This window comes from Pedobacter hiemivivus, assembly GCF_005144565.1.
GTDB lineage: Bacteria > Bacteroidota > Bacteroidia > Sphingobacteriales > Sphingobacteriaceae > Pedobacter > Pedobacter hiemivivus.
This window is the reverse complement of record NZ_SWDX01000002.1, coordinates 816,233-835,535: the sequence shown is the minus strand read 5'-3', so window position 1 is coordinate 835,535 and position 19,303 is coordinate 816,233. Positions and strand designations below refer to the sequence as shown.

At 39.1% G+C, this 19,303-nt stretch carries 12 protein-coding genes; 5 read left to right on the top strand and 7 right to left on the bottom strand.

Annotation, left to right across the window (positions count from 1 at the left end):
- Positions 1-133 precede the first annotated feature (133 nt).
- The 7 genes from FBD94_RS06940 to FBD94_RS06910 all read right to left on the bottom strand — a co-directional run bounded on the left by FBD94_RS06940 (position 134) and on the right by FBD94_RS06910 (position 10,751).
- Positions 134-1,546, bottom strand: a complete 1,413-nt coding sequence (locus tag FBD94_RS06940) for a M16 family metallopeptidase (protein ID WP_136879608.1) — start codon at positions 1,544-1,546, stop codon at positions 134-136.
- Positions 1,547-1,563: 17 nt separating this feature from the next.
- Positions 1,564-2,610, bottom strand: coding sequence for a redoxin domain-containing protein (locus FBD94_RS06935; RefSeq protein ID WP_136879607.1), 1,047 nt, complete (start codon positions 2,608-2,610; stop codon positions 1,564-1,566).
- Positions 2,611-2,614: 4 nt separating this feature from the next.
- Entirely contained in the window at positions 2,615-3,712 is a 1,098-nt protein-coding gene (locus tag FBD94_RS06930) for a TlpA disulfide reductase family protein (RefSeq protein ID WP_136879606.1), read from the bottom strand.
- A 104-nt stretch (positions 3,713-3,816) separates the two neighbouring features.
- The gene (locus FBD94_RS06925; RefSeq protein WP_136879605.1) at positions 3,817-5,232 is read right to left on the bottom strand and encodes a RagB/SusD family nutrient uptake outer membrane protein; all 1,416 of its coding nucleotides are present in this window, start codon (positions 5,230-5,232) and stop codon (positions 3,817-3,819) included.
- 14 nt (positions 5,233-5,246) lie between these two features.
- On the bottom strand, positions 5,247-8,627 hold the full coding sequence (locus tag FBD94_RS06920) for a SusC/RagA family TonB-linked outer membrane protein (protein WP_235884395.1): 3,381 nt from the start codon (positions 8,625-8,627) through the stop codon (positions 5,247-5,249).
- A gap of 261 nt (positions 8,628-8,888) precedes the next feature.
- Positions 8,889-10,055 carry a FecR family protein gene (locus FBD94_RS06915; RefSeq protein WP_235884394.1) on the bottom strand — a complete coding sequence of 389 codons (1,167 nt, stop codon included), beginning with the start codon at positions 10,053-10,055 and terminating at the stop codon, positions 8,889-8,891.
- A gap of 96 nt (positions 10,056-10,151) precedes the next feature.
- Complete coding sequence (locus FBD94_RS06910) at positions 10,152-10,751, bottom strand: RNA polymerase sigma factor (protein WP_136879603.1); 600 nt, start codon at positions 10,749-10,751, stop codon at positions 10,152-10,154.
- Between the two features lie 896 nt (positions 10,752-11,647).
- On the opposite strand from FBD94_RS06910, the gene FBD94_RS06905 reads away from it, so the two are divergent.
- The 5 genes from FBD94_RS06905 to FBD94_RS06885 all read left to right on the top strand — a co-directional run bounded on the left by FBD94_RS06905 (position 11,648) and on the right by FBD94_RS06885 (position 19,097).
- Positions 11,648-12,907: an ATP-binding protein gene (locus FBD94_RS06905; protein ID WP_136879602.1), complete on the top strand. Its 1,260-nt coding sequence runs from the start codon at positions 11,648-11,650 to the stop codon at positions 12,905-12,907.
- A 150-nt stretch (positions 12,908-13,057) separates the two neighbouring features.
- Positions 13,058-14,029, top strand: a complete 972-nt coding sequence (locus FBD94_RS06900; RefSeq protein WP_136879601.1) for an aldo/keto reductase — start codon at positions 13,058-13,060, stop codon at positions 14,027-14,029.
- Positions 14,030-14,836, top strand: coding sequence for a helix-turn-helix domain-containing protein (locus FBD94_RS06895; protein ID WP_136879600.1), 807 nt, complete (start codon positions 14,030-14,032; stop codon positions 14,834-14,836).
- Between the two features lie 140 nt (positions 14,837-14,976).
- Positions 14,977-15,417 (top strand): VOC family protein, encoded by a 441-nt coding sequence (locus FBD94_RS06890; RefSeq protein WP_136879599.1) that lies wholly within the window; start codon positions 14,977-14,979, stop codon positions 15,415-15,417.
- A gap of 401 nt (positions 15,418-15,818) precedes the next feature.
- Positions 15,819-19,097 (top strand): P-loop NTPase fold protein, encoded by a 3,279-nt coding sequence (locus FBD94_RS06885; RefSeq protein WP_136879598.1) that lies wholly within the window; start codon positions 15,819-15,821, stop codon positions 19,095-19,097.
- Positions 19,098-19,303 lie beyond the last annotated feature (206 nt).

Genomic DNA, 19,303 nt, shown 5'->3' with positions numbered 1-19,303 from the left:
GATACAGAAATGGGTACCTGTAGCTATAAACTTCATCAACCATAAATAGAAAGCGGAGGATAATCCTTCAGATCATCTTCCGCTTTCTATTTTATCGGCCTGCACCGATCGCCCATTAGAAATTGTGCTTTAACTATTTCTTTCGTGCAGGCAACAATACTGCTTGTATGTAATTGCTGCCAGTTAAAAATTCATTCGCAGCCTGGCTTAAAGTTTGTGTATTAGCCTTATAGAAGTAGTAAGGATAATGAACAATCTCATAAGGATCGTCACCATTCACATATTGTAAGGCTAAGTAATCGCGCCAAAAAATATAATCAAAAGTTTGCTTTTTGAGTTCATTTTTTCTCAAAGTCACATATTGTTTCAGCTCCTCAGGTTTTATACCTTGTTGCAAATTGGCAATCGTTTGATTAACCTTAGCCAACATTTCGTCAACCTGCTCTGGCAAACACTTAAATCCAATATTTATGGAATAGCTTTGCTTTGGAAACTTGGTTAAGGAGAGTTTTACAGATGCTTTATTTACTCCACTAAAAGCTTTAAGCGTATCCAAATTTTTCTCCAGTAAATAAGACAACACCTTTAATTGCAGGTTTACAGAATCGCTGTGTTGGTACTTTCCACTATAAACCAATTCTACCGCTGCCAATGGCAAATGGCCGTTGTAAACCTTTTTAGAAATCTTGCCCTGTGGAATTTCGTTGTTCCTGTCAACTAGAGTTTGCCCGGCTGGCTGTGAAGGTAATGCACTAAAATATTGACCCAGCAGATCGGCAACCTCGTTGGATGGTTCGTTAAAATCATCTACTTTGAAGTTTCCGGTAAACACAAAGGTATAGCCCCTGGCATTGCCAAAACATTTGCTAAAAATATCAAACGCTTTATCCAGGTTAATCGCTTTGATATTAGCCGCGCTGCGTGTATTGACCCTATTTTTATTCGTCTTTTCAAGGACACTAACAGTATCCTGTAAAACATTGTACGGATTTTTATAATAAATAGCCGCGTCCTTGCCAAGATTCTTGATATAAGCATCAAAATAAGCTTTATCCATTTTAGGACGGCTGAAATACAGGTAAATTGCTTGCAAAAAGGTTTCTAAATCATCAGGCATGCAGCTACCTTTTAAGGTGCTGTAGTTTTCCTCAATACCTGGAGTTAAACTGATATTTTTCTGTTTAAAAAACTGGCTGATTTCGGATCCGCTAAAATCACCCAAGCCACTGTTGCCCATTATAGCTCCTGCATGTATGGCTGACTGAAAGTCCTGATCAGCGGCAATCGAGGCACCGCCAGGACAAATGGCACTCATTTGTATATCTTTACGACTTTCATCGGCCCTTACAACTACCTTTACGCCGTTTGCCATGGTATATTCATAGAACTTGATTTGCGAATTTTTGTAAATCTGCGGTTTTGTTTTTTCAGTTACTGCAGGTTTTGTCTTAAGCAACTCCGTAATTCTGGATTGCCCAAACACCTGATTACCGAAAAAAACAAGGATCAGCGATAGCATTACTATGCTATAATTTCTCATTTTCATATTCAATGATTTTCAGCTTATTTAATGAATTTTTCTAATGTAGATTCCAGCAATTCCCCACGCAGATTAACCGCGATCACTTTTCCATTCGGATCGATCAGAAAGTTTGCCGGAACGCCATAGATCTGATATTCACGAGCGATAGGATCTTCCGGGCCTAATAAATTAGATACATTGATCCAGGGAACATCATCGTTTTCCAGTGCAGAGATCCACAACGATTTATCATGGTCAATAGAATAACCTAATATTTCAAAGTTTTTGTCTTTAAACCGCGTGTAAGCTTTCTTTAGATGTGGAAATTCACCGCGGCAAGGGATACACCAGGAAGCCCAAAAATCAACCAGTACATATTTGCCCCGTAAATCGGAAAGCTTAACGACTTTCCCTTCCGAAGTTTTTGAGGTAAAATCAGAAAGTGTACCGCCAATTACCAAATGACTGATGCTTTCCATGTATTTACTATAGGCCAGTCCCTCCTTTGAGCCCTGAATCTGGGGCGAGAACAGACTAAACAAATTAGCTATTTCAGGAAATTTGGTCGGGAAACGTTGTACCCGGCCAGTACCAAAAACATTAAAAAACGTTTTACAGGCCATTTTAGAATCCGGGTATTGCACAATTAACCTTTTCAGGATCGCCAGAGATTGATCTACATCTTTTGTACGTAATAAACTATCACTCAGCAGTTGATAAAGCTCAGTTTGGACAGAACCGGTAATTTTTGAAGCTGGGAGCGCGCCTTCCACATCAACAGTAATTCGCTCGCCTTTTTTAATAAAAAGCGTCAGTTGCTGGTCTGGCCTCATCCTCGAACGGCTATTTCCTATAGCCAAAGTTGCAGCATTATAGCTTCCATCCTTCATGGTACCAGAGATTTCAAATTCACCTTTTTTGATCTCCACAGAATCAGTACGGCCAGAGAACGCTCCGTCGTTATAATTGAGGTAAACGTTTTTTAGCGTACTCATCGGACCGCTAACCTTACCTTTGATTATAAAGTTGCTTTGTGCAAATAATACACCCGGGCATAAGATCAATAGACTTATGATTATTCTTTTCATCTGCTTATTTGCTTTTTTTATTTGTGATGAATAATTCTCTGAGTTTATTTTCAAGCATTTCCCCTCTAAGATCCTTTGCGATAATTTTGCCCGAAGGATCTATCAGCAGGTTACTTGGGATGGCTTGTATACCATAACTGGTAGATATCTCATTTTTCCAACCCTTTAGATCTGACAATTGTGTCCAGGGCATTTTATCATCACGGATAGCCTTTTTCCAATTGGCTGCTTTATCGTCAAGTGAAATGCCAACAACCGTAAATCCTTTATCTTTATAAGCATTGTAAGCTTTAAGTACATTGGGATTTTCTGCGCGGCAAGGCCCGCACCAGCTGGCCCAAAAATCTACCAGTACATATTTCCCTCTAAAACTGCTTAGCTTCACCTGTTTTCCGCTCGTATCAGCCTGTACAAAATCGGCCATTTGGTTTCCTATCAGGCTCTTTTTTAAGGTTTCCAGTGTTTGGCTAAGTTTTTTACCCGCTTCGGTTTGTTTAGCCGACTCAGCAAGCATGTCATACAAGGGTTTGACCTCAGCGTAACCATACCCGGTACGACCCGCTATCAGGTATATGCTGAAAAAACTTTTGGGATGAGCAGCTATAAATTTATTTGCTCTAACCTTCTTTTGTATTTTAAGTTCTTCCCTTTTTTTGTTTAATGCCTCTTTCTCCTGTGTAGATGCTTTGCCATATGCAGTAGATAGCATCGCTTCCTGATCTGTCAGATCTTTGATAAATTCGCTAAATACTTTTGCATCATCCTGCATCGGAGAACCGGTTAATTTGTACGATTGTGAAGCATCTTTAACGCCTGTAAGCTTGGTATGACCCGGGCCTACAAAGTAGGAATTACTGTGATTATCTATAACCAGTGAAATTAGTTGCGGTCCATTTAAGTTTGCCTTCCAGGTAAAAATATCGTTGACTGCTGTTACAGAATCAACTTTGAATACACCATTGTTGTTATAATTGATTTTAACAGTTGCCCCAGACAAGCCTTTTATCTGCCCCGTAAGTTCTGTATTTTGTGCATAGGCCGTAATGCTTAGCGCAGACATTGAGATAAGCAAGATATTGCTTAGTAAATTCATTTTTTTCATGTCGTATTTCAGTTGTATGTGAATAAAATTGCAAGAGATTTTCAAACCCAAGCCATCTGACAAAGCCTTGTGACCTGGGTTAATTTTAAATTACAGGGGTTTGCTTAATTATATCCCAGATTCTGGCTCAATTGATTGTTTAAATCTCTTTGTGCCTGTGGCACCGGATATAACGCAGCGTCAGGAATATATCCCGTCTTTACAGCACCAAGAACTGCGGCGGCTGTCCCTGTCCTTTTCAGATCATACCATCTGTTTGCCCATTCACAAAAAAGCTCTGTTCTTCTTTCTTGCATAATCGCATTTAGTACAGCAGTTTGTGATGTAACATCAGCGGTACTGCCCAATAACCCAGCACGGAGGCGAATGGTATTTACATCTACTAGAGCTTTCCCCAGATTAATGGCGCCGCCAAGATGTGCAGCAGCTTCGGCACGGATCAGGTACATCTCAGCCAATCTTAATACCATTTGGTCTTCTGCCGGAGCGACGGTTGACAAGCGGTTTTTATATTTATAAGGGTAATATTGTGTTTGGTTTACCCCGTTAACAAGCCTAACCTTTGAACCTGTCCAATTTACAAGGCGCTGATCTGTAGCCTCGAAAGCGCCTAATAAAAATGGGGTTATGATATAATTGGGGAACGAATTAACGGAACCGGGAACAAAAGCTACCGCATCCGGCACTCCGTTGCTAAATGCCTGGGCTCCGGGTATTTGCCAGATAGCTTCGGTACTTCCTTTTAAAAACACTTTGGTGAGACCATCTAGTACCAGACTGTAACCACCTAACCTAATAACCGAATCGGCCTCGTTATAAGCGCTTTGCCAGTTGCCTTGATATAAATTAACTTTCGCCTGCAAGGCTATTGCAGTATACAAATTTGGTCTTGCCCGCCCTGCTGAGGGGTAGGTTGCTGTTAATTTTTTACGGGCATCTGCCAGGTCGGTCATAATCTGGCTGTAAACAGCGGCAACCGGACTTCTTGGTAAACGGCTTGTTGTATTATAGTCTGTTGTGGTTATCAGTGGCACATCGCCAAAAAAGTTAACCAAGCTAAAATAATACAATGCACGCACAACTTCCATTTCGCCGGTAATTTGTTTCTGGAAGCTTGCCGATAAGCTATTATTGTTGGTGATACCTCCCAATACTGCATTTACCTGGTAAATACTTTGATAAATATTTCCCCATAAGGTGGTCGCCCCACTGTTTACCGGGGTTAGGGAATAGTTATAAAACTGCTGATAGTCGTTAACCGGCACGTAGGTCAATTCGTCGGCCGAAAGCGCGGGAAGAGCCGTAAAAGCCACATTGCTATAAGCAAAGCCGTTCCCATTATTTAATGCATAAACGCCCGTAACAGCAGATAATGTTGTTAAACTATCGGCAAATTGCACTTCCTGTGTAATCGCAGAAGGCGGGTTAGGAATTTCTATCAGTTTTTGGCAGGATGTAAATGATACGGCTGCTAACAAAAGGCCGGTCATTGTTATATATACATTGAATGTCGTTTTCATGTTCTTTTTGTTGCTTAAAATTTGAGGTTTAAACCAAATGCCACCACACGCTGTACAGGAACAGCAGTAAATAAACCGGGTTGTTCCGGATCCCCTACTTTATAGTTGGTAAACGTGAGTAGGTTTTGCGCGTTCATAAAAACATTTGCCCCTTTTATGTGAACCTTATTCAGCAGTGCAGCAGGCAGTTGATAAGCCAGCGATACTGTTTTTATACGTAGATAGGTATCATCACTATAAGCCCCGGTTGATTGGGCAAATTTTAATGCCGTGTTTACAGCATTGGTACCAGTGCCTGCAATAGTTGGAGTGCTGTAACTGCTGGCCAGTCGCTGCAGCTCGGCAACCTCTCCCGGCGCTTTCCAATAATTACCAAGAACTGCCAAAGGTTGATTGAACCTGAAACCAAGCTGGTTGCTGCCGTATATCTGTGACAGGTAATTAGGCGCATTCTGGCTCGCAAACTGGCAGAAAACATATAGACTGAATTGCTTATAGGTAAAAGTATTACCAAAGCCACCCATATATTTAATTTCCCGGTTTGCAATGGCTACCTGATCGCCACCGTTTGCGGCCAATCCGGAAGCAGGATTTGAGCTAACTGTTCCGTCTTTTTTGTAAAACTCAAAAAGGCCGGTGGTTGGGTTTACGCCTTTGTATCGATATCCATATATCATAGAAGTCGGCCGCCCTATTTCGTACTGATTGGCAAATGAAGACGATGCCAGGTTAGGGTATGAAAGTAGTTTGTTACGGTTAAACGACAGATTGAAACTGGTTCTCCAGCTAAAATCTTTAGCTTTAACATTGGTTGAAGATGCTGAAAATTCAAAGCCCTTGTTTTGAACAGTTGCATCTAAATTACCCAGTACCGATGATATACCAGATTGTATCGGCAATGGATAATAAACCAGCTGGTTGCTTTCCCGGTTTCTGTAGTAAGTAGCATTCAAAAAAAGGCGGTTATTAAAAAAGCCAAGATCTAACGCGATGTTCAGGGATTTTTTTGATGCCCAGCTATAATCAGGATTGTAAAGGTTAGACGGATAACTTGGCCCAATTCCCTGGTAAGTAGGAACATAAGGAATAGCCTTATATAAAGACTGATACTGGTAAGCCGCTATACCATCAGAGCCCGAATTTCCGTAGCTTCCAGAGATCTTACCGTAGCTTAATACAGGAAGTGATGTTTTTATAACCTTCTCTTCCGAAAAGATCCATCCTGCCCCAACAGAGCCAAAATTACCAAAGCGGTTATTAGGACCAAAATTACTTGAGCCATCACGCCTGCCAGATAAATTAATAATGAACTTGTTGTCATAGATATAATTAAACCGGGCAAAAGCTGCAACATATTTATAACTACTGTTGTTATCACTGGCAGTTACCGAAACACCATTAATTGACCCGAGGAAGTTATCGTTTGAATAGCCCGTGCCGGTCATGTAGGTTGAATAGCTTGGGTTCGTTTTATAAGTTGAACCTACAAGGGCTGTAAAAACACCTTTACCAATAGTTCTGTTGTAATTAATTTGCGGCTCAATATTAATAGCCTGAGCATTGTTAGTCGAAAAATTTGCTATTCTGTTAATATTCCCCGGGTTTTGTGACGCACCTGGTTCCTGAGAATTTTCGTTGGTCGTATTTCGGTTATAACCCGCATTAGCACCAATTGTTAACCCTTCAAGCAGTTTATAGGAAATATGGAATACGGTATTGAAATTATAATTTTGCACATAACTAGGCTTTAGCAAAGACGCATAAAACTGGTACGAGGTTAAATCCACTCCCTGGTAACTCCAATTTAGACTACCCGAAGGGCTCAATAAATCCGGTAAATTCGGCGAAAAGATCACACTCTGGGCACCACCAAATCCGGCAGACTTATTTTTGCCATATCCAAAATCGGTAGTTAAATCAATTGTCAAGCGGGAATTATTTGAATTATGGTGCAAACTGCTATGGAGTGTATATCGTTGATTGTCAAAATCACCGGGATAATTATAGGTTGACTTGTTAAAGCCGGTTGAAATGAGAAAAGTATTGTGAGCTGAACCACCCGATAAGCTGGCATGAACATCTGTGTTCATGGTATTTTGACCATAAATAACCTTTTGCCAGTTGGTGTATTTCTCCTGATCAAAAATGGTCAGGTCGGGTGCATAAGCCGAGAAATTACTCGGATTATTGCTTGGCGTAAAGCCGTCAGCAGCAAAAGCATCCTTTCTCAACTGTATGTATTGCGCTGTATTCAGCAATTGAACAGGGCGGCCAACCGAATTGAAACTTGTGTTTACATTCACGTCAAAAGTAGTAGCCCCGGGTTTTCCTTTTTTTGTAGTAATCAGGATAACACCGTTTGCACCCTGCGAACCATATATAGAGGTTGCGTCGGCATCCTTCAAAATGCTGATACTTTCAATATCTGCCGGATCGAGATTATTAAAAGGACTGATACCTACAGCATTTGGGCTAAGATTTGCCGAACCACCCTGTGCATTCAAAAGGGATGCAAATTGATTTACATTGTTATTCTGAGTAGCAAATGGAACTCCATCAACTATAAATAAAGGTTGATCATAAGGCTTCTTAAGAAATAAGTTGGGATTTGTAGCATTTAAGGTGTTTTGACCCCTTACCTGAACCAACACCTGTGAGCCAGGGATACCGCTGGTAGAGGTTATGGCCAATCCCGGCGCTTGTCCCTGCAGTGCCAATAAGAGATTGGATACAGGCTGCTTTTCGATATCTTTAGCCGTTACGGTAGAAACTGAACCCACACTAAAACGTTTGGAATCGGTACCGTAAGCGATAACCCGGATTTCATCTAAAGGGTTATCACTTAGTTTAAGTTTAATGATCCCTAAATTTTCTGCGGCTTTTAATTCCTTGTCGGCATAGCCGATGAATGAAATAATCAGGTATGCTTGCTCATTAACCCCATTTAATGTAAAAGAACCGTCTCTATTGGTTTTAGTAAGCCCTCTTCCATTCTTCACTTTAACCGTGGCGCCGCTAAGCGGTCTTCCATCTTCATCTGTGATGAGGCCGGAAACATTAATATCAACGAGATAGTCCTTAATTTTTTCGATCAAAGATATAGGCTTCCTTTTTACGGCAATTTTTTTGCCTTGGATTTCATAGATAAAATTGAGTCCCTTAAATGTACTGCGCAATGCCTCATCTATTGTTACTTCGTGGATGCTTATATCTATTCTTTGATCATCTTTTATGATCTTTCCATCATAAAAAAAATCGAATCCGCTTTGCTTACGAATTTCTTTCAATACCGATTTAAGCGGCATATTTTTCTGATCTATAGAGATTCGCTGAGCATAGGTCGATGCTGTGACCTGCATAAGGGATGCTATCAATATCACGGCGGTTAATCGCATAATTAGCATTATTTTATGGTATAGCCTATCGGGCATACCAAGTTTCTTAGTATAATTTTTATACATTTGTTTTGTTTGGTTTATGCAGAATGCCTGAACTTTCGACGGAGAAGGCAACTGCTGTTTCTAGTTGATAATTATATTGGCTTGAGCCAAATACGACCAGGTCTTACTTTAAGGCCTGGTTATTTTTTTGTAGTTTTTTAATTCATATTCCTTTCCATAATTTTGTGAATTACCCTATCTATTCAATAGAAATCATTATTTATAAACGAACACTTTACGGCCATCAACTTTAAACCGAACCAAGCCTGAGGATTCAATTACGTTTAAAATTGAAGATAAGTTACTTTGCCGCGACACCCAGCCCCCAGCTTCCATATCATCGGTAATCGAGGTATCATAAATTACCTCTACATTATACCATCTGGCAATTTTTCGCATAGCGACTTTAAAATTGACCTTATCAAGATTGAAGTCGCCATTTTTCCAATCCGTTACAGTTCCCAGATCGACATGATTTACAGTAAGGGCCCCGCTCCTATTAATTGCCTGTTCGCCCGGTTTGATAATCTTCTGAAAACCATTAGAAGTTATCTTCACCGAACCTTCCATTAAAGTAGTTGCAATTCCAGGTTCATCGTTATAGCTATTTACGTTAAAATGAGTACCCAGTACTTCAACTTCTTGTTTATCAGTTTGCACAATGAAAGGATGAGCTTTATCCTTAAAAATCTCGAAATACGCTTCGCCCTGGAGTTTTACCTTGCGAAGTCCCTGCTCATTTAAAGAGGCGCTGTAACTCAAACTTGAGGCCGCATTTATCCACACTTTTGATTTATCCGGTAAAGTCAGCATGTAGGTTTCGCCTTTGGCTGTAGTTAAGGTATTGATTTTATCTGATGCTCCGGCTTTTCCCTTAATTTCATAGACAACCTGTCCATCAGCAGTTTTATTAATACTGATTCCTGCTTCATTCGCCAATTCCCCGTTGCGTGCATCTTCCAGACTAATCTTTTTACCGTCTGCCAGCGTCAATGTAGCCCCTACTTTACCAGGAGCAATATCACTTACATATGCAGTTGATTCAGAATCCTTGGTTTCATTATTGTTAAAAATGAAATATGTCCCTGAGATAATGATTGCAGCAGCAACACCAGCCAAACGAGGCCAAAGTTTAAAGCCGGCTTTTTTCTTGACATCCTGATCAGCATCAAGAACAGCCTCAAACATGCGGTTTCGCTGCCGTTCTGAAAAGAATTCCACATCCTCAGCAGCAGCATTTTTCCAATACACTTCCATTAACTCATGCACCTGATTCTTATTGAGATCATCTTCAACAATGTTTAAAAACTCATTAGACTCTTCAGGTGTTGCCAGCCTTTTATAATACTGCTCAAATAAATAATTAAATCTAGTGTCTTGCATAGCGTTTCCCAAGGTATTTAAAATCCCTATTTACGCTAAAGACCGGAACACCCCCTAAAAAGGGTCAGTGCATATCAAGAAATTTTTAAATAATTGTTAAGATAGGATCAATGTACTCATTAAAACACCTACAATAGCTATATTCACCTTAGAACTGAGTTCAGCTGCAATAAACTTATTTGCATACTGAATATGCTTTTTTACCGTCACAGGTGAAATATTTAATGCCTGGGCAATTTCCTCATACTTCATCCGCTCGTCCCGACTCATCAAATAAACTTTCTGCGCCTGAGGTGGCAGTTTTTCTATCGCCTGCTCTACCAGGTCACGGTATTTTTCAGATAAAGTATCCGGATTTTCATTATTTTTCTCATCACTAATCCGATGACTTAAACGATCTATGAAACTTCGTTCTGTTGCCTTCTTTTGCATTTCATTGTAAGTATGGTTTCTGCAAAGAATAAATATGTAGTTGCTGAAGTTCTTAACTTCAATCAGGAATTCTTTTTTCAGCCATACCTTAATAAAAGTATCCTGAACGATTTCCTCTGCGACGGTAATGGAACCGGTTAACTGATAGACATATTTACCCAAATTGTGATAATAACTTTTAAACAAAACCTTAAACGCATGCTCATCCCCACTGGCAATTTTTACCAGCAATTCACGTTCGCCCGGAATTGGTTTGATCGCCATATACTATACCTTCTTAAAATTACATAAAAATTTAGCCAATAATAAGTAAAATTCGGCAGATAAGGCCAATGATGGAACTTACTGTAAACGTTCCGTAAAACGCAACACACAGAATCACAGGTTCCATTTGAATTGCTTCATGAGATATTGCGTTAGTTTACATTTGGGTGATTTACACAAAAATATCAAAATCAATCAATCAAAATAGTTAGCAATTGTTAACGAAAACAGACTTTCTATTACCTAACTAGAATGTTACAGCCAAGAATTTTGCGCTAAAAATTTCTTTTCAGTTAATCATATATCAACTGTCCGCAACCCCTATTTACCCGGACATTACCCGGACATTACTCGGACATTACCCGGACACTACTTGGCTGGATTCGAGTAGTGTCCGATTAACAGCCGAGTAACATCCCTTAATACATCGTGAATTAAATTACCTCAGAGTACAATCGGCTAAAAGCATGCAAATTGACAATCAGCATCTTAGTGCATACATTAGGAAAACAAACAAAAAAAACTATGGCAAGAATTAATAATGGTATTTTAGGTGGCATTCAGTTCATCGTTATGACTGGGCTATGACCTATCCTAAACTTTCGTATTCCTAACTTCGAATGTAATTTTGGTAAAATGAAAAAAATAGGTTTTTTATCCTTCGGTCATTGGTCAGACCATCCCTCATATCTGTTGCACCTGCTCTTGGCTGGCGATGAAATCTTTAAAGGATCGATTTTCTATCGACCTGCATCGTCAGATGTTAAACTTGCGACGACTGCAAAAAATGATTCCCAAGCAAATCATTGAAAACATCTTGATCCCGGGTAACGCGTATTTATCGCAAAAGTATAAAAGCGGACACGTATTTAATTTTTTAGTTAACTTCATCTGCTATGAAATACCTATTAATCATCCTCCTATTTTCCATGTCTGCCTGCGCCCAGAACCCTCATCCGGTTTCCCCAGCTGATACCGCTCATCATCAAGTTGATAAACTCAATCGAACAGGCGTCGAATACCATTCCGCCGGCGATAAAACCAAAGCCTTGGAACACCACAATAAGGCACTACAACTCGCCAAAAAGCATGAGCTTCATGAAGACCAGATTCGTTCTCTGATCGGCATTGCCAAGGTGTTAAAAACTGATGATACCGATCAAAGCATCATACATTTAAAAAGAGCTTTGCAACTGGCCAAATCCATCAACCATCAGGAACTTACCTCAGAGATTTACCATAGCCTATCAGAAATCTACCGCCAGCAAGCCGATTATAGGCAATCAATGGATGCACTGGAAGAACACCACCGGCTTGCCGATAAAATGATACAAGGTGAAAAAGATCAGAAGCTGACTCTTTTAGAAAAGACATACCAACGGGACGCTATACTCATTATTGCCATTGCCATTCTCCTCATTATGGCTGTGCTATTCTATTATTTTAGAAAAACACGACAATTAAATACCCGCCTGCACGCAGCCAACCAGATCAAAGACAAGCTGTTTACCATTATTGGGCATGACCTGCGCAATCCCATCGGGAGCATTACCAATGTACTAGCCATGCTGGAGGGCGATGACCTGACACCCGACGAACAAAGGCACATGATCAGCCAGATCCGCAAACAGGGCGACGTTTCCCTGGAGATACTGGACTCCCTATTAAGTTGGGGCAAAGCCCAACTCAACGGCATAACCATTAACCCCGTGGAGTTCGATCCGACAGCAATCGTTAGCAACAACATCACTGCATTACAGGGAAAGGCAGCTGAAAAAGGATTGAATATTCAAAATCATATCCTACCTGGTTTTAAAATCAAAGCGGATCAGGATCATTTTGATTTCATTATCCGTAATCTGCTTTCCAATGCCATAAAGTTCAGCAGCGAAAGCGGAAAAATTGAGGTCAATGTAAAACATGAACCCTCGAAAACTGTCTTTTCAGTAAAAGACGAAGGAGTCGGCATCAGTGCTGCCCAACAAAATGCCTTTCTATCTCAACATATGGGTATCACCTACGGCACTAAAGGAGAAAAAGGTACAGGAATAGGCCTAATGCTCAGTAAAGAATTTCAACGGGCAAGCGGCGGAGCACTCTGGCTGGAAAGCAAAGAAGCGTCGGGGACTACAGTATATTTCAGTTATCCGAAATAACCACAATCGTCTTAATCATCGTAAAGGGGAAGAAAAAAATTATTAAATAGTGTCGTATTTTCGATCTTTAATGTAATCATGAGCTATCAGGATAACTAATTTGAGCCGTATAGACAAGCTCAATAATGATCGAACGCTGATCTTTGTATCATGACAACGATCAAAAAAATACAATTGGGCCTAAACGGCCCGCTCGTGTCCAAACTAGGTTTGGGCTGTATGCGCATGTCTTCCGTATGGGGAGGTTCAACGCCAGATGAAACTGAAAGCATAGCTACTATACAGTCTGCGCTTGACAGTGGCATCAATTTTTTAAATACCGGCGACTTTTATGGTGCAGGACACAATGAATTGTTAGTCGGTAAAGCGATTAAAGGCCGCAGGGACGATGCTTTCATCAGCGTTAAATTTGGTGCTTTCTTTCATAATGGCCAATGGATGGGCCTTGATCTGCGCCCTGTGGCCATTAAGAATTTCATCAATTATTCGCTTACCCGTTTAGGCATTGAAACCATAGACCTGTACCAGCCCTGCCGAATGGACGGCAGCGTACCTGTAGAAGATATTATAGGTACCGTAGCCGACCTGATCAAAGAAGGTAAAGTGCGCTACATCGGTGTTTCTGAGATCACTGCCGATCAACTGCGTGATGCAAACCAGATTCATCCGATAAGTGCACTGGAAATTGGCTATTCACTGGCAGACCGACAGGTGGAAAGCGAATTGTTGCCAGCAGCTAAAGAATTGGGTATTGCAGTAGCCGCCTTTGCCAACACTGCCGAAGGTTTGTTAACAGGCAATATGAAAGCGCCGCTCGCAGATGATGATCATCACCTGCACTTCTCTCGTTTTCAAGGTGATAACCTCATCAAAAACCTGGAAAAAGTGGAAATATTGAAAGCCTTGGCGAAAGATAAACAAGTTACACCTACACAAATTGCCATCGCTTGGGTAAATACGCAAGGCGACCATATTATGCCATTAGTAAGCATGAGCCGCCGTTCAAGGTTGCCGGAAAATATCGCTGCCATGAGTATTGAATTTACGACCTCTGAAATAGAATTATTAAATACTACTTTTGCACCGGGCGCCATCTTAGGCGGTACTTACTTACAGAGATAAATGACCAATCCAGCTGAAATACTTCCCGGCGTGATCTTCTATTCCTATCTCTCCGCAGAACGGAAAGATAAAGTATGCTTCTGGAACCATCATACGCTGGTGTTGATGGTTTCTGGACAACTTTATTTAGAAACGGCTGACCAGGGTCTGGAGCTCAAAGCAGGCGAAATGCTGCTGGTGGGTAAAAATCAGCTGGGTACGCTGACTAAAACACCTCTTCCCGGCCAAGGTTATGAGAGTATCGTTATTTGCCTTCAGGAAGATCTGTTACGCAAAATAGCGCTGGAAGAACAGATCGACACCAGTCCGAAATATGTCGGTCCCTCAAACGTACCCGTTCCGCCCGATCCATTTCTTCTTGGCTATTTTCAATCCATTATTCCTTATGCACAGGCCATAGCAGGAACGCTCACAGAAGATATGGGTATCCTCAAAGTCAAAGAAGGCGTTAAACTATTATTACATAGCCTGCCACAATTGAGGTCATACTTGTTCGATTTTGCAGAACCTCATAAAATTGATCTGGAGCGTTTTATGATGACAAATTTTCATTTTAATGTCCCGATTGAAAGATTTGCGCGGCTCACCGGACGCAGCCTGGCAGGTTTTAAACGGGACTTTGCAAAAACGTTTGGCGTACCGCCCCGTCACTGGCTCTTAGATAAACGTCTTCAAGCAGCAAAGCATTTGATCGAACAGAAACATCAAAAGCCATCGGCCATTTATTTAGATCTCGGCTTCGAAAGTCTACCCCATTTTTCGCGTTCGTTCAAACAAAAATTCGGTAAATCACCTTCGATGATTTGATCGTACTATCTATAAATCAATTTACAGGATTAATCAAACTAAAACCTCTTGACGCAAAAAACCTCTTTCTTGTCGTTTTCACACCCCATTCATTTTGCAGTTAAGCAGTAAATTTGAACAGTAACAAAAGATAAAAAACTATGGCAATCATCAATCCACACATTAATTTCAACGGAAATGCAGAAGAAGCATTTATGTTTTATAAATCAGTATTTGGAGGAGAATTCACGAAGATTATACGCTTCAAGGATATATCTGGCCCTGAATTTCCCATAGCAGAAAAAGAGGAAAATAAAATCATGCACATTGCTTTACCGATAGGTAAAAGAAATATGTTAATGGCTAATGATGTGCCCGAAATTTTGGGGAAAGTAAATGAGAATGAGCATAGAAGTAAAATTTCAATAAGTGCAGAAAGTAAAGACGAAGCTGATAAATTATTCAATGGCCTTTCAGTAGGTGGAACAATAGAAATGCCCATTACTGATAGCCCTTGGGGTTCATATTTTGGTATGTTTAGAGACAAATATGGCATTGAATGGATGGTAGAGTTTAACCAAAAAGATAATGAAAAAGTATAGGAAAAGACAACGAACGTCTAATAAGGGTTCAGTTTAAATGGCCGTTGACGGATTTTATTGACATTTAAAGAAAAAAAATGCTCTTTCGGGAGCATTCTTTCAATTTTCAGATGATAATCTGTTTGTATGGATCAAGAAGATTATTCTATTTACCAGGTAACAGCTATAAATACCAAGATCGTAGGCGTTTAAGCCAAATAACGATCCCTATTTATAGTGAAATTCACCATTAAGTGAATTAAAATAACTAATCTATCATCGCACTGAACATCGTTATTCGTTAATATATTGACATAAATCCTTGCCATCTATATTTGTGCTTCAATGGCTTATACGGATCCAGAGTATATAATAAATTGCTTTAGATACTTTATCTTTAAAATCTAAATTATGCTCATCTAATGAATTTTAAATACATCAACGAAAGTCCCTTAAAAACAAACAATAGCTTAGAATTCGGACACAAAGAAATTGTGTCAAGTTTAAAACTTATCATAGAAAAACAATCTTGGAACATAACAATAGGTCTTTTCGGAAATTGGGGGACTGGAAAAAGTTCAATTGTAGAAGGTCTAAAAGATGAGTTGCAACATAAGCAAATCCCACTTGTCCTATTCGACGTATGGAAACATGAAGGAGACGCTTTAAGAAGAACTTTTATAAAAGAATGCAGAGATCAGTTATCAGCTCAGCCCTATGGAGAGAGCTACATCAGTAAACCCATTAAAATTGATGACAGGGTTACCTCCGAAAAAACGATTTCACAAGAGATTTTTGACATAAAGTGGGCTAAACTCTTTAAAAGTCTGGGAATTGCGATATTAATCATTGTAGCTGTTTTTATGGCTGCTGTGATAATAAACGGCATTTTGCTACTATTCAGCGTTAATTTACTGGACAAGATCAACGCCTCCACCACGATCAGTTTTGCTACCGCTGTTGTGTCTGCATCACTCATTGCCCAGTTCCTCGAATTATTTATCAAAACAGAAAAGACAGATGTAAAAGAGAATAAATTTCAAGACCCACATGAATTTGAACAAGAGTTTGGCAGGATAGTTCAACATTTAAACAACCCTGGAAAAAAGATAGTCATCACATTTGATAACCTAGATAGAGTTTCAGGGGAAAATGCACTCAACATTATTTCCACCATCAAAACATTCTTAGATTATAAGTGTAAAAAAGATGAAACCAGTTCTGTTATTTTTCTGATACCCTGCGATGTAGATAGTATGAAACGGCATATCTCAGATAGTATGAAAAGCAAAGCCGGAGATCAAGAAAATTCATATATAGATGAGTTCTTACGTAAATTCTTTAATACCAGTATTTGGATTCCAGACTTTTACTCAACTGACCTAGAGAATTTTGCGACGACCAAACTCACCGAAACGGCTATTCCAGAATTTCAAAACGACTACCTTTCCTGGTTGATTATCAAAGTATTCAATAAAAACCCACGGCAAATCATCCAGTTTATAAATCATATGGTGTCAAACTACATCCTTTTAAAAGAAATCTGTGATAAAAATGGATTAGAAACAGATTTCTACAAACACAATATTCCACAACTCGCCAAATTCCTATTAATAAAACAAAGACATGCGGAATGTCTCGATTTATACAGAAGAGAGAGTATCTACAATCTTGATAATCCGGAGATACTACTACAGATCAATGACGAAAACTTTAAAGCCTTATTAGTTCAAACAGAAGACATTTCTATACCTAGTCTAGAGCCTTATTTTAAAGGACGCATTACTCAAGAAGAACAAAATTTCCCAGGTATCGTAAAGCTGTTAGAAATGATGAAATTTGACGCAGGTGATCCTGTTGAGTATGCTAGATCACTTGATTTAGAAGAAAACACAAAAGCATTTGATACTATTTTGAAGTTGGAGTTTTTAAAAATCAAAAACCCACTACAAAAAACCACATTCTTAAACCATCTACTTGAACTTTGTGCTAATTATGATATTACACTAACTAACGGCTTTTATCGAGAAATTATCAATTTCATTCTAAGCACTGACATTGAAGACATTTTCAACCTAATAAATCCAAAACACTTACGTCAACAAATATTTGAGAAAACTGAGAGTGTTACAAAGACAGATAAAGGTAAAATCGTGAGCGGCTTCCTAGCAATTATTTGTAGCAAAGAAAATCCCAAAAATTCAGTAATTGGAAATCAACCTTTTGAAGGCAACGATAAAATTCTCAAATTCCTTACTAGTAACAAGGAACTATTCTCAAAACAGCAACAATCTTATTTTCAAAATTATGTTGAACAAAACCCTCTACAGTTCAATCTAAAAAATTACTTTTTCATTGACCAAGAAACTCAGGACTTCTTTATATCTGAAAAAGTCATCGCTCACTTCCTGAAAGCATTTAATCCACATCAGCCGCATGAATTACTTCATTACCAAATGGTACTCGTTAACAATTTTATACCAAAATCAAACTACACAGAGAGTATTTTGACAGTTTACAATGATTTCTGGACCAGGATATTCGATCCGCAACAAAATCAATCCGAGTCATTTTATCAAACAGAATTAGAATTTCTAGAAATTTTATGTGAACGAATTGAGCAGACTATAGTTGTTGGAAATAAGATCAATCCCGATTTAATACAAAAAATAAATAATCACTTACTTAATCTTGACTCAAAACAATTGGAGCCTTGGTTGATAATCATACACAGACTATTAGGATTGGACGCTAGTAAAGAATATATGATTAAACTCATTAATGGCATTCTTTTAAGCAACGACACTGAAACCTTAGAAAAACTTTATGCTTTCTTTCCAGATCGTAACGACATTATAAATCTCAGTACACAAATAGCCGATCAATATGTAAGTAACCTCATAAAGCTTCCATTTGAGTGTGAAAATTTTCAAAATTTAACCAATGATGCGATTATCATCGCAATAAAAAAATTTGTAGGACAATCGGATTATAATGAGGCCAAAGAACTAGTCAATAGACACCGAGATAAATTCGAAGAAATTCAAATCAATACATTGTTCGATTTTTTAACTAACAATGCCACTGGTAACATAGAAGCTGGAGTTCCCGAAGATTATATAAAGGAAGTCTGTGAGATGGTACTAACACTCGCAGATCTGAACCCAACAGTTTTGGAAGGCTCTGGTTTCTGGACTATAATGATTGATATGTTGCAAAATACAGAATTCCATCCTTACTCTGAACTCGCTTTTAAATTTATAAAGGAAAACCTACGTTTACTATCTTTTGAAATGTCAGAAGGCATTTTCAATTCATTGATTCAAAGAATGGATTCGCATGGTATTTATAACAATCCACATTTCCATGAAAGCATTTATTTACTACTGAAAGAAAAATTAAACCGACCACACGCAGAAATTTATGTTGACCGGATATTACTTCACATACTTCCCAATTCAAAAAATCATAATGTTCTGCTATTAGCCGCTTCTGCACTGGGCGATCTGGGTTTTGAAATCAATGATTTTGTTCTTCAGCTTGAAGAATTCCTAAACTGGACATATCTACACAATGGAGATTCTTCAATTAGGGGAATTATACCAGCAAAACAAGCTTTATTAAAACTTTTAAAACGTAAAAGGTCAAAAGAATTTGAAGTGATAAAAAAGAAACTCGAGGATATCACTGCCGATGAATAATGTTGGATAAATAAAATCAAGCACATTAATATGCCTGAATAAGTGCCTCAACAGAAATACCGCTGTAAGGCTCAACATTTAACGGAAGCAGCCCATCCCAGTCACTAACCGGATTAGAATTCACAATCTTTTTCACTAAATAGGCATCAAAAATTTCATCGTAACGATTAGAAAGGCATGTTTAGTTTTGACATCGGGCAAGGGAT

Bases quoted from the DNA above. Each gene is read 5' to 3' on its own strand.
- FBD94_RS06940 (WP_136879608.1), bottom strand. From the start codon at position 1,546: ATGAAAATGAGAAATTATAGCATAGTAATGCTATCGCTGATCCTTGTT.
- FBD94_RS06935 (WP_136879607.1), bottom strand. From the start codon at position 2,610: ATGAAAAGAATAATCATAAGTCTATTGATCTTATGCCCGGGTGTATTA.
- FBD94_RS06930 (WP_136879606.1), bottom strand. From the start codon at position 3,712: ATGAAAAAAATGAATTTACTAAGCAATATCTTGCTTATCTCAATGTCT.
- FBD94_RS06925 (WP_136879605.1), bottom strand. From the start codon at position 5,232: ATGAAAACGACATTCAATGTATATATAACAATGACCGGCCTTTTGTTA.
- FBD94_RS06920 (WP_235884395.1), bottom strand. From the start codon at position 8,627: ATGCGATTAACCGCCGTGATATTGATAGCATCCCTTATGCAGGTCACA.
- FBD94_RS06915 (WP_235884394.1), bottom strand. From the start codon at position 10,055: ATGCAAGACACTAGATTTAATTATTTATTTGAGCAGTATTATAAAAGG.
- FBD94_RS06910 (WP_136879603.1), bottom strand. From the start codon at position 10,751: ATGGCGATCAAACCAATTCCGGGCGAACGTGAATTGCTGGTAAAAATT.
- FBD94_RS06905 (WP_136879602.1), top strand. From the start codon at position 11,648: ATGAAATACCTATTAATCATCCTCCTATTTTCCATGTCTGCCTGCGCC.
- FBD94_RS06900 (WP_136879601.1), top strand. From the start codon at position 13,058: ATGACAACGATCAAAAAAATACAATTGGGCCTAAACGGCCCGCTCGTG.
- FBD94_RS06895 (WP_136879600.1), top strand. From the start codon at position 14,030: ATGACCAATCCAGCTGAAATACTTCCCGGCGTGATCTTCTATTCCTAT.
- FBD94_RS06890 (WP_136879599.1), top strand. From the start codon at position 14,977: ATGGCAATCATCAATCCACACATTAATTTCAACGGAAATGCAGAAGAA.
- FBD94_RS06885 (WP_136879598.1), top strand. From the start codon at position 15,819: ATGAATTTTAAATACATCAACGAAAGTCCCTTAAAAACAAACAATAGC.